The organism is Marinobacter sp., assembly GCF_040904845.1.
Lineage (GTDB): Bacteria > Pseudomonadota > Gammaproteobacteria > Pseudomonadales > Oleiphilaceae > Marinobacter.
Genome location: NZ_JBBDSR010000038.1, coordinates 1 through 12,289, shown reverse-complemented (window position 1 = coordinate 12,289; position 12,289 = coordinate 1). Strand labels below are relative to the sequence as shown.

Below are 12,289 nucleotides of genomic sequence, written 5' to 3'. Positions count from 1 at the left end.
ATGGCAGAAAAAGCAAAAAAGCTTCAGGCATTCGTCTGGGAAGGTAAAGACCGTAAGGGCAGCAAAGCCAAGGGCGAGATCTCAGGTACCAATCTGGCCTTGGTAAAAGCCCAGCTTAGAAAACAGGGCATCAACGTGGGCAAGGTAAAGAAGAAACCGAAGCCTCTGTTCGGCGGTAGCAAGAAAATAACCCCTTTCGATATCGCGATGTTCACGCGGCAAATGGCCACCATGATGAAGGCCGGGGTTCCCCTCGTTCAAAGCTTTGACATTGTTACTGACGGCTTGGAAAACCAGGGCCTCAAAGAGCTTGTGTCAAACATTCGAAACGACATAGCCGCTGGTACAAGCTTCGCAGGCTCACTCCGAAAGCACCCAAAGCATTTTGATAATCTTTACTGCAATCTTGTAGACTCCGGTGAAAAAGCCGGCGCGCTCGAACAGATGCTCGACCGAATTGCGATGTATCTTGAAAAAACTGAAATACTGAAGAAGAAAGTCAAAAAGGCGATGACCTACCCGATCGCGGTTGTTGTCGTAGCGATCGTAGTAACGGCTATCCTGCTCGTAAAAGTGGTGCCTCAGTTTGAAAGTCTGTTCGATAGTTTTGGGGCCGACCTTCCAGTCTTCACGCAGTTCATCATCCGCATCTCTGAATGGATGCAACAATGGTGGTTCATTGTACTGCTCGGAATTGTCGGGTTCATATTCCTGCTCAAAGAGGCACTACGACGATCACCAAAGTTTTCCGATTTTGTTGATATATATCTTCTGAAATTTCCAATTGTTGGCGAGATTCTCGATAAATCCGCTGTGGCAAAATTTGGTCGCGTGTTATCGACTACTTTTGCCTCTGGCGTCCCGCTGGTGGAAGCCCTGGATTCTGTATCCGGAGCTACCGGCAATGCCCTTTACCGGGATGCCGTTCTTCGCATTAAGGACGATGTGTCCAGTGGCACCCAGCTCCAGGCCTCGATGAAACAGACCGGCGTCTTTCCGGTCATGGCTGTTCAACTTACCGCCATCGGCGAGGAATCCGGTAACCTGGACGAAATGCTGGAGAAGGTCGCAGAGCATTTCGAAGGCGTAGTTGATGATATGGTCGATAACCTGACCGCGCTGATGGAGCCAATGATTATGGCGGTTCTGGGCGTTCTGGTTGGTGGTCTGATCGTTGGCATGTATCTGCCTATTTTCCAGATGGGTCAGGTTGTGTAACACCCTGGGCTTACCTATTGTGTCGGGTTACGCTCTGCTAACCCGACCTACGATTTCCTCAGTGTCGGGTTACGCTTTGCTAACCCGACCTACGATTTCCGGATGAATCATGCAATTTTTTGATGTTTTGCTGGCCACCCCTTGGCTCCTTTACCTCGCCGTTATTTTTGTCTCCCTCTGCATTGGTAGCTTCCTGAATGTGGTCATTCTTCGCCTGCCCAAAATGATGCAGCAGGAGTGGCGCTGCCAGTGTGAGGAATTTCTTGAACTGACCGATGGCCAGCGCGAGGAGGATGATCGCGTAACATTGTCCTCTCCTGCTTCCACCTGCCCTTCTTGTGGCCACAGAATTCGCGCCTGGGAAAACGTGCCGGTGATCAGCTTTCTGTTGCTGCGTGGCAAATGCGCTGCTTGCAAAACCCGCATTTCGCCACGCTACCCGATTGTGGAAGCGTTTACTGCGGTGTTTTCGGTGGTGACGGTGGCTGTACTGGGGCCGACGGAGTCTGCCTTGTGGGCGTTGCTGCTGGTGTGGTCGCTGGTGGCGTTGACGATGATCGATTTCGACACCCAATTGCTGCCAGACAGCATTACCCTGCCGCTGATGTGGCTGGGGCTAGTGCTGAATTACTTTGGCGTGCTGACGGACTTTCACAGCGCGTTCTGGGGTGCGGTGGCCGGTTACCTGTCGCTGTGGTCGGTGTACTGGCTGTTCAAGCTGGTCACCGGCAAGGAGGGCATGGGCCACGGGGATTTCAAGTTACTGGCGGCGCTGGGGGCCTGGCTGGGTTGGCAGTTGTTGCCAGCGGTGATTTTGCTGTCGTCCCTGGTAGGGGCGGTGGTCGGCATTAGCCTGATGGTGTTCCGTAAGCATGGGCGCGAGGTGCCGATTCCGTTCGGGCCTTACCTGGCAGCGGCCGGGTTGTTGTGTGTGTGGTTTGGCCCTGAAATTCAGGCTTGGTGGTTTGGGTTTTTGGGGGTTTGATGGTCGTTGTAGGATTAACGGGCGGGATTGGCTCCGGTAAGTCCACGGTGGCGCGGATGTTCGGGCAGTTTGGCGTGCACTGGGTAGACGCGGATGATGTGGCCCGGGAAGTGGTGGAGCCCGGCACCCCGGCACTGGCGAGCATTGCGGGGCATTTCGGGGCCGATATTTTGCAACCGGACGGTTCTCTGGACCGCGCTCACCTCCGTACGCTGATTTTCGATAACCCGCAGGAGCGCGCGTGGCTTGAAGGGCTACTGCACCCGGTGATCCGTGACGAGCTGATTCGCCAGCTTCACGCCCGGGATTCCGACCCGGGTTACGCCCTGCCCTATACGTTACTGGTCTCGCCGCTGCTGCTCGAAACCGATCAGCACCAGTTGACCGACCGCGTGGTAGTGGTGGACGTACCGGTGGAGGTCCAGATTGCACGCACCGTGGACCGCGACACTAATTCAAGGGAACAGGTTGAGCGCATCGTTGCCGCTCAGATGCCTCGCGAAAAACGACTGCACAACGCTGATGAAGTGGTCGATAATACTCAGACAATCAGCCACGTGGAAGATCAGGTCGGTGAGCTGCACAAAGCGTTTATGGTGGCCTTTGGATAAGCAATCCCTGACTGTTCTGGGAGTATGCGTTATTGTGGCCGCCGCCCATGCACAGGCAGATGACGCGGTGTTCAAGGTAAAGGACCCGTCGATCAGTGACGTGTTGTCGCCGGAAACACTGCCGCCCGATTTTTACGATTTTGCCCCCGATGATTTCTGGATGGAGCCAAAAGACTCCTACTGGATGAATTTCAGTAACTGGGTGCTGCGCCAGGAACGCACTCAGGGCCAGCGTGTTCAGTCACTGGGGGAATGGGCGGATCGCACGTTTTCAGGCGCGAAGGCAGGGCTACCCAATAACGAAAGCTATCTTCGCCTCGGCTTTGCCACCGAATCTGAATACGGAGACCCGGCCCAGTTTGATCCTGAGGCCCGTTTCCGGCTGGATGTGCCCACGGTGGAAGAAAAACTTCGACTGGTGATCGAAAGTGAGAGCGATGAACTGATTCCGCTGTCGGAACGCCGCCGGGACCGCCAGCTGACCGAGGACGAACGCTCGGAAACCCAGGCTACCGGTGCCCTGCGCTATTTTTCAGAGGTGGGTGACGCGATCAACCTGAGCAACGATGTGGGTGTGCGGTTGCGGTTCCCCACCGACGCGTTCTGGCGGGTTACCGCGGATAAGCGCTGGCAATTGAACAATGACTGGGGGCTCAAGGCCGAGCAGCGCCTGTACTATTTTCATCAGGACGGCTGGGGGACCCGCTCCTGGCTGGGCGTTGGCCGGGATTTCGGTAATGGCTGGAATTTTCTGTCCGCCAGCGAGATGGAGTGGGTGCACAATGATCGCCGCTTTGAAATGGCGCAAACCTTCAATTTCTACAAACGCCTGAACAACCGCGCCACGCTTAACCCCCGTTTTGGCATACTGGGGGAAAGCAGGCCGACATGGCGACAAACCTCACTCTTCGCAGACGTGACCTACCGCTACCGGCTGCACAGTGACTGGCTGTTTGGTGAGATCATTCCGGCATTGGAATTCCCCCGGGCTGAAAGCTTCAAGGACCGGGCCTCACTGATCCTGCGCATCGAATTGTATTTTTCAGGCAGCATTGACCGATCATGACCTACACCCCGCAGGATGCACTGGCACTGACGCCCATCGCCTACACCCGCTCGTGTTTTCGCGATAAATTTGGCGTTCCGCGGCAGCCGGGTCTCACCCGTTTTGCGCGCGCTGACCTGGTGATCGAAGCACCGTTTGACCGGGAGGACGCCTTCCGGGGCCTGGAAACCGCCAGCCACCTGTGGCTCACCTTCCAGTTTCATGAAGCCGTGCGCGAAGACTGGCGGCCCGTAGTGCGGCCACCCCGGCTTGGCGGCAATCGTAAGATGGGGGTGTTCGCCAGCCGCTCGCCGTTCCGGCCCAACAGCCTCGGCTTGTCGGTGGTGCGTAACGAAGGCCTGTGCCGCAAAGGCAATCGGTTGGTGCTTCAGATCAGCGATCACGACCTGATCGAAGGCACCCCGATTCTCGATATCAAACCCTACCTGCCCTTCTCCGATTCACTGCCGGAGGCCACTCTGGGCTGGGCCGACACGCCGCCGACCGAGCGCCTGCCGGTTGCCTTTCTTGACGATGCCACCGCGCAGTTGCAACGCCTGCCAGAGGATCAGTATCCCGATTTGCGGGCGCTGATTGAAGATGTGGTGAGCTATGACCCCCGCCCGTCGTTCCGCCGCGGCCGCGAGGAAGATCGCATCTACGGTGCGCACCTGTATGATCTGAATGTGCGCTTCCGCTTTGTCCACGATCCTTCCGGAGAACGTGTCGAAGTGCTAACGGTCTGTTAAACTGCCTGCTGTTTGAACAGTTGTTCATCAGTCACAGGGAATACGTGTCTTGCCTTTGATCGGGTTATTCAAACGAATAGGTGTACGACCACTGGCGGCAAGGCTGTTGGTGTACGTGTTGCTGTTCAGTGTGGTGCTGTCTCTGGCGGCCACCGGCATTCAATTGATTGGTGAATACGACCGCCGCACGGAAGACCTCCGCTCCACCCAGCACAAAGCCGCCGACCTGATCTCCGGCAGCATGAGCAACAACCTCTGGCTGATGAACTTCAGCGAAGTGGCCAACAGCCTGGACGACATGCGCGCGATGCCGGTTATCCAGCACGCCCGGGTGATCACATCCAGCGGCGAAGAGTTCAGCACCGGCACCTATCCGGAAGGGCGGGTTATCAGCCAGTCGTTCCCGCTGGTCTTTAACCGGGCAGCGTTTCCGGGGCCCCGCAATCTCGGCACGCTGACGGTCACCTCTTCGGCGGAACAGGTTCACGACGATCTGATTGACCGCGCTTTGATCACCCTGCTGTTCCAGTCCCTGATTGTGATGCTCGGTACCCTCGGGCTGCTGTTGATTGTGCGTTTCACACTGTCTCGGCATCTGGAAACCATGGCCGATTACGCCACGCAGCTGAACCTCGACGCCCTGATCGAACCCCTGAAACTTCGCCGCAAGGCCCGGAAAACGCCAGACGAACTCAGCGAGCTGGAACAGGCTCTGAACAAGATGCGCCTGCAGCTACTGGAGGACACCCGCTCTCTGCGCCAGACCACGCTGCAATCCCAGGGTGAGCGAGACGAAGCCGTCAGAGCCAACCACGCCAAAAACCAGTTTCTGGCCAATGTCAGCCACGAGCTGCGCATACCCCTGCAATCGGTACTGGGTTACGCCACGCTTCTGGGTGATACGCCCCTGGATCAGGAACAGAAAGAGTTCGTGCAAACGCTGCTGAGCGCGTCCGAAAGCCTGTCTGCCATCATCAATGACCTGCTGGATATTTCCAGCATGGAAGCCGGCAAACTGATACTGGAGGACCTGCCCTTCGACCTGCGGGAAACCCTGAACGATCTCGTACACATGTTGGGCACTCGCGCCCGGGAAAAAGGCCTGGCGCTGGAACTGCGGGTGGATGAGAACCTGCCCTGGGCGCTTCGCGGTGACCCCGTTCGCATTCGTCAGATTCTGTTGAACCTGACCTCCAACGCCATCAAATTTACCGATTCCGGCCATGTACTGATCAGCATTGAAGTGCTCGGGCGCAAAGAAAACCGTGTGCGGCTGCGCCTGTCACTGGAAGATACCGGTGTCGGCATCAACCCGCAGGACCTTCCGCTGGTGTACGAACCCTATGTGCAACTGGGACAACACTTTCAGCGCCAGTTACCCGGGGCCGGCCTGGGCCTGACCATCTGCCGGCAGCTGGTCAAACTGATGGAAGGCTCCCTGGACGTGGAAAGCCGACCGGGCGAAGGCAGCACCTTCTGGGTTGAGCTTTCACTACCGGTGGCACCGGAGAACACCACACGAATCCGCCACGATACCCGCCTGATTCAGGGCACACGCATCCTGGTGGTGGATTCCTACGAGCTTTCCCGCAAAATCACCCTGGAAATGCTGTCCCGTCACGAGTTGCACATTGAGGCCGTCAAAGCCGCCGGCGAGGCCTTGACATCCATGCGGCTGGCATCGGATAACCAGCAATCTTACGACGCCATCGTGCTGGACGGCTTTGTGCCCGATATGGACAGTGATCTGCTGTGCCGGCAAATTCGCAGTAACCCCGAGTGGACAGACACCCGCCTGCTGGTATTGTCGTCCAACCCGCAACGCGGTGATGCCGAGCATTTCCGGCAGGCAGGGGCGGATGCGTTTCTGAGCAAATCGCTGCGGGAATCCTGCCTGACGCCGATTCTTCACCAGTTGTTCGCGGATCGCATCTCCGGTGATCGCCGGTTCCTGACCCGGTTCTCTTTGCAGGCTGTCAGCGATACACCCGCTCGCCGGCGGGAACTGCCGTGCGGGCGAATGAAAGTGTTGCTGGTCGAAGACAACCCGGTGAACCGGACTTTGGCCCGCCGGTTACTGGAAAAGCTCGGCTGTGATGTGATGACCGCCAACGATGGCGAAGCCGCCGCCAGCCTATGGCAATGGCACCCGTTTGACCTGGTGTTCATGGATTGTGTGATGCCCCGCGTCGATGGCTTTGAGGCCACCCGACGATTGCGTGTCTGGGAACGTGAGAACAACCGGGAGCCGGTTCCGGTGGTGGCGCTGACCGCCAGCGCCATGGAAGAGGACGAGGAAAAGTGCCGCGTTGCGGGGATGGATTCTTTTGTTGCCAAGCCTGTCAACATTGAAATGTTGCGGGCAGTACTGGAACAATACTGCAATCTATCCACACCGTCCTGACATCAAAGGTTACCATGAACGTAGAGTGCCCCAACTGCAAAAAGTCCATTGAATGGAGCGAGAGCAACCCGTTCCGGCCCTTCTGCTGCGAACGCTGTAAACTGATTGACCTTGGAGCCTGGGCTAACGAGGAATACCGCGTGCCCGCCGAAAACGTGTCACCGGACGATCTTGACCAGATCGACGATCTGACCCGTCACTAAGGCCGTATTAACAGGCTCTTACGGCGTTTTAAGTTGAGCCACCCGCGGCTGGCCGTTACCATGCGATCACTCTTATTTATCACCCTGATTTATCACTCTCATCGAACCAGAAAGGTAGAACAATGAAATTAACCCGTATGTCCGTTCTCGCCCTGTCGCTCGCTGCAACCCCGGCGCTGGCGTCCGATCTCGATCTGAGCCTGACCAATGATTCCGTCAAAGGCCAGGTGAACTTTTTCGGCGGGAATTCAGACCTGCAGTTGGGTACTGGCTACACTTACCATGAGGGCGGCCGCCACATTGGTAACGTGGATTTTCACGCCCAGGGCCGCACGGCGCTTGGCAACCTGCCCACTACCGCCGGCATCGGTATGCGGGCTATTGGCTGGGAAGATGATCACCTGGACGGCGGCGCGGTCGCACTGGGCGGCTTTGCCACCGTTAACATTCCCGATGTACCGGGCCTGTCGGTAACCGGCGGCCTTCATTACGCGCCGAGCATCCTGTCGTTCGGGGATTCCGAAGACCTGACCAGCTTTGAGCTACGCGGCAGCTACCGGGTCATTCGTAACGCGGAAGTCTTTGCGGGCTATCGCTACCTCAACACCGATCTGGATTCCCCCGCGCGTGTCGATGTGAATCTGGACGAAGGTGTTCTGGCGGGCATGAAGATTTTCTTCTAAGCCTGAATCACGCCATCTGTATCAAAACGGGCACCCTTGAGGTGCCCGTTTTCGTTTCGTGCCCTGCCTCACTCTTTGCCGCCAAAGCCCCTGCTAGACTGCCCGCTCATGTTTTTTAGAAAGGGACGGCTGCGGGCATGGCATTGCATTCACTCGGTCACAATCGCTCAATGACCCACCGGCTTGGGCACCACACTTTACCCTTGATCATTGCCGTCACACTGATGGCCGGCTGCGGTGGTGAGAGTGCCGTCGACGAGGCCGGTTCCCGCGGCAACAGCTTCCCTTCTGCCAAAAACGCACTGGATGACTTTACCTCGGGCAGCACCGGGGATTCGAACAACACCAATGGGCTGGGTGCCAACCAGGTCCGCGTGACGGTGGAAGTGCCTTTCAGCGTCGCCCCGGACGCCGAACCTACCCGCCGCAATTTGCGAATTGTCACGCCAGATCGGATCGAGGTTTACCGGACCGATCCAAGCCTGCACAACCTCGGCTCAGTGGATGTCACCAGGACCACGGAAGCCAGTGGCCGGGAAGTCATCACCTTCGAAAACGGCCTGCCCCTGGCACCGGATGTCATCATCGAAGCGGTGTATAACAATACCCGCATGCGAGCACTGGCCGCCGACGCCGACCGGGACGTAAAGATTAACCCGTTCTCTGAATATCTGGTCACCAACACCATCAGCGGCTATTCCAGCACCGAGTTTGATGAAATTCTCGACTGCGTGAATGACGCTGGCGGAGAGCTGTGCCTGAACAAATATGTGTGGTCCACCCTGGCCGATCAGGTGCACGATTTTGAGATCGACATTCCGGATGGCAACGACCTGGCCGACGCGCTGGACCTGCTGGACGAGCGCGGCGATTTTGCCCGCTATGTAGACAACATGGCCGCCTATGCCGTACTGGATGAGCAGTCCTCCGGTAAAATCAGCGCCAGTTCCGCCGATTATAACTCGGTGTTTCTCGGCATAGAGCTTGGCCAGACTTTCCGCGAAGCCAGCCTGGTCGGCTCCGGCCAGTGGGGGGTGCGTACCGCGCAGGAAGAGAGTGTGACCGACAACAACGGCACCGGTTACGTTTACCCGGCCCTGACCCTCACCAGTTTCGATGCGTTTAACATCCGGGTGACGTCCCTGGCCAGCGACATTCCCTACATTCGCGAAGCGCTGATACACGAAAACGGCAATCACTTTTTCGCGCGGGGTTCGGATCAATGGGAACTGAATACCCACGCGTCGGCCCCGGGGGCGGCCACGCTGCAGGGTGATACCCGCCTGCTTGCGGGCCGCGCGCTCTACCAAAGTGTAACGGGCCAAGGCAGCTCACGGATGACCGGCTGGACCCGAAACCCCTATTATCTGGACGCGTTTGTCAGCGCCACAGACGATGAGAACGGTGCGCCCGACCGGGTGCTCAGTGGCTATTTCAGTGCAGGCAAAGCGATAGAGCTGGAGGCCAGCGCCGGTGCGCTCATACGTATGGGCACTCTGGAGGATCATTACCTGTCGGTACTGGAGGTCAATCTATTACGCCAGGAAGGGTTTACCCTGGAGGCGTTAGACGACAGCTACAACGTTCTGTTTCTCAGCACACGCTTTGGAGAGCCCGTTGAGCCGTTGCAGATTGAATCGGGCACTGGTACCTGGGCGGTCAGTGGCGGTGACCTTGACCAGCAAATGACCACCAGCACAATTGGCCGTGCCAGCGACGGCACCGTCACTGGGCCTACCCCCGGGGACAGAAATACAAACTGGCGCGTCAGCTCCCGGCCTTCCCGGCTGAGCGTTGGTGACAGGCACATTGGCCGGCTCAATCTGGATATCAGCGGTTCTGCTAGTCAATTCGAAACGCCGGAACTGGGTGTCGGGGCCAGCAATCCCGACGGTTCACTGCTGGCATTCAACCTGAACAATGGAGACACCGGTGACGGCATGTTGATCGCCGCTGCCACCTCCGGACAGGTGCCTGAGGACGGTGACTACCGGCTACAGGGCATTGCCATGGCGCTGGAGGACGGAGCGAACCGGTTGCGCCACTTTGACGATGCAACGCTTTCGATTGATTCCGGCAGCTCTGCCTCGCTCTCTCGAAGGGCACTGGATATACGCCATTCGGTCAGCGATGAGACGGTCACAACGCCGTTACCGGTCGACGAGGGCACTGTCAATCTTGCCTACACGGATATCGGGGATGGCCGGGTAACGTTTACCGCCGGTAACCTGACGCTCCAGGGCTTCGTGACACCCGATCAGGACCAGTTCTTTCTTCGCCTGACCGACACTCAGGGCGGCGAGCAGTTGATGGGGCTGGTTATTGCCACGCGCCTGCCCGGAGATCAGTAAGCCACCTGGCAAACTCAGACGTATAACCTGTTATAATTGCAGTCATATCGAATGTAACGAGAGGTTTTATGTCTACTGGTATCCGGGCGCTCACGCTGGTTTTCCCTTTGGTGGTTTTTCTGATCTGGGGCAGTTTTCACACACCGGACCCTGACAGCACACGGGGCTATGGCGACGACGACTCAGACGTGGTGCTGTCTTCCCTTCCAACGCTGCCTTCCTGGGCGAGTGCGGAGCTTCCGGATTTCTCCCAGCACCGGGACAGTACGGAACGCAAGGCTGCATTCTTCTCGTTTTTGTACCCGCGCATCATGCTTGCCAACTCACGCATTCTGATTGAGCGGGATTATCTGGCCTCCCTGGCCCAGAAAACCGAGCTCAGCCAGACCGAGCAGTCCTGGCTGTCCGATCAGGCCCAGCGATTGCGGGTGGATGAAGAAGCGGGTAGCCCGGAGCTCTTTGATCGCCTTCGCAAGCGCCTGGATGTTATCTCCCCGTCATTGATTCTTGCTCAGGCGGCGAATGAATCCGCGTGGGGCACTTCCCGGTTTGCCACCCGCGGCAACAACCTGTTTGGCCAATGGTGTTTCTCGAAAGGCTGCGGGTTGGTACCGTTAAGCCGCGTGGATGGCGCATCCCACGAAGTCGCAAAATTTGCCTCTCCCTATCGCTCCGTGCGGGCCTACATTCAGAATCTGAACCGACACCCCACCTATCAGGTGCTCCGTGACGTTCGGCTGGATGCTCGAAACAGCGGCGAACTCGCATCGGGTACCGCTCTCGCAGCGGGCCTGATCGGCTATTCCGAACGGGGCGAAGACTACGTAAAAGAGATTCGCAGCATGATTCGCTACAACAATCTCAGTTACTTTGACCTTGCGTTCAGTGACACCATCGAGGGCAGTAACAGCCTGAAGCTCAAGCAGCTGGCCTCAACCAAAAAAGAAAGTCGCCTGTTGCCGAGAAGTGGCGACGAAGACGATCCGGAGTCCGGGAGCTGATTCTCCAAGACACTCTTCAACCTGGTTACTGACGCCTTATCCGGGGAACACCGACAATGCTCAATTTCTTGCCCGCGCCCCTGAAGGGAACTCTGGCAGCGCTACTGGTCCTTCTGAATACCCTGATTCTGTTTCCGGTGCTGATGCTGTTCGCCCTGTTAAAGCTGGCCATACCGGCCACCCCGGTTCGTAGAATGTGCACCCTGACCCTGAATACCGTTGCGTTCCTCTGGATTGGGGGCAACAACCGTTTCCTCGACCTGTTACACCGCATCGAGTGGGATGTTCGCGGTGCGGACAACCTCAGCCGTGAGCATTGGTATTTTGTCACCTGCAATCACCAGAGCTGGACCGACATTCCAGCCATTCAGTACGTGCTTAACAGTCGGATTCCGCTGCTCAAGTTCTTTCTGAAGAAAGAACTGATATGGGTTCCCTTGCTTGGCGTTGCCTGGTGGGCGCTGGATTTCCCGTTCATGCATCGCCACACCAAGGAACAGATTGCCAAGCGCCCGGAACTCAAAGGCAAAGATGTCGCGGCGACTCAAGCCGCCTGTGAAAAGTTCCGCTATACGCCGGTCACCATTTTCAATTTCATGGAAGGCACACGTCTGACCCCCGCCAAACACGTGGCGCAGAAATCTCCCTACAAACACTTACTGAAACCCAGGGCCGGCGGCACCGCATTTGTGTTGGGCGCGATGGGTGACATGCTACACACCATGCTGGATGTGAACATCGTTTATCCCAATGGAAAAGCCGGAATTTGGGATTTCATCTGTGGGCGCACCAACCGCATCGTGATCGATATTCAGGTACGGGAAATTCCGGAACGGTTCCTGGGGATGGACTACGAAGGAAACCGCGAAACTCGTGTGGATTTTCAGCGCTGGGTCAGCCAGGTCTGGGCGGAAAAGGACAGACGGATTGAAGCACTGAAGGTTGAAACCAGCGGCCAATCACAAACCGTAGGTCGGATTAGCGAAGCGTAATCCGACAACCATCCCCCACGCCCTGTCGGATTACGCTTCGCTAATCC

At 57.3% G+C, this 12,289-nt stretch carries 11 protein-coding genes; all 11 read left to right on the top strand.

Annotated features, from left to right (window positions below; all coding sequences use genetic code 11):
• The 11 genes from WD429_RS04090 to WD429_RS04040 all read left to right on the top strand — a co-directional run bounded on the left by WD429_RS04090 (position 1) and on the right by WD429_RS04040 (position 12,242).
• The gene (locus WD429_RS04090; RefSeq protein WP_368420899.1) at positions 1-1,218 is read left to right on the top strand and encodes a type II secretion system F family protein; all 1,218 of its coding nucleotides are present in this window, start codon (positions 1-3) and stop codon (positions 1,216-1,218) included.
• A 109-nt stretch (positions 1,219-1,327) separates the two neighbouring features.
• On the top strand, positions 1,328-2,203 hold the full coding sequence (locus WD429_RS04085) for an A24 family peptidase (RefSeq protein WP_368420898.1): 876 nt from the start codon (positions 1,328-1,330) through the stop codon (positions 2,201-2,203).
• Positions 2,203-2,814 (top strand): dephospho-CoA kinase, encoded by a 612-nt coding sequence (coaE, locus tag WD429_RS04080; protein WP_368420897.1) that lies wholly within the window; start codon positions 2,203-2,205, stop codon positions 2,812-2,814. The genes WD429_RS04085 and coaE overlap by 1 nt, the downstream gene beginning before the upstream one ends.
• Positions 2,815-2,848: 34 nt before the next feature.
• A complete protein-coding gene (locus tag WD429_RS04075) occupies positions 2,849-3,880 on the top strand; it encodes a hypothetical protein (protein ID WP_368420896.1) in 1,032 nt (343 codons plus the stop codon).
• Positions 3,877-4,608, top strand: a complete 732-nt coding sequence (gene tsaA / locus WD429_RS04070; protein WP_368420895.1) for a tRNA (N6-threonylcarbamoyladenosine(37)-N6)-methyltransferase TrmO — start codon at positions 3,877-3,879, stop codon at positions 4,606-4,608. Before WD429_RS04075 ends, tsaA begins: the two co-directional genes overlap by 4 nt.
• Positions 4,609-4,723: 115 nt before the next feature.
• On the top strand, positions 4,724-7,012 hold the full coding sequence (locus tag WD429_RS04065; RefSeq protein WP_368420894.1) for a response regulator: 2,289 nt from the start codon (positions 4,724-4,726) through the stop codon (positions 7,010-7,012).
• A 14-nt stretch (positions 7,013-7,026) separates the two neighbouring features.
• Complete coding sequence (gene yacG, locus WD429_RS04060; RefSeq protein WP_368420893.1) at positions 7,027-7,215, top strand: DNA gyrase inhibitor YacG; 189 nt, start codon at positions 7,027-7,029, stop codon at positions 7,213-7,215.
• 122 nt (positions 7,216-7,337) lie between these two features.
• Positions 7,338-7,898, top strand: a complete 561-nt coding sequence (locus WD429_RS04055; protein ID WP_368420892.1) for a YfaZ family outer membrane protein — start codon at positions 7,338-7,340, stop codon at positions 7,896-7,898.
• 137 nt (positions 7,899-8,035) lie between these two features.
• Complete coding sequence (locus tag WD429_RS04050) at positions 8,036-10,249, top strand: hypothetical protein (RefSeq protein WP_368420891.1); 2,214 nt, start codon at positions 8,036-8,038, stop codon at positions 10,247-10,249.
• Between the two features lie 68 nt (positions 10,250-10,317).
• Positions 10,318-11,250 (top strand): glucosaminidase domain-containing protein, encoded by a 933-nt coding sequence (locus WD429_RS04045; RefSeq protein WP_368420890.1) that lies wholly within the window; start codon positions 10,318-10,320, stop codon positions 11,248-11,250.
• A gap of 56 nt (positions 11,251-11,306) precedes the next feature.
• Complete coding sequence (locus tag WD429_RS04040) at positions 11,307-12,242, top strand: acyltransferase (protein ID WP_368420889.1); 936 nt, start codon at positions 11,307-11,309, stop codon at positions 12,240-12,242.
• The last annotated feature ends 47 nt before the right edge of the window (positions 12,243-12,289 follow it).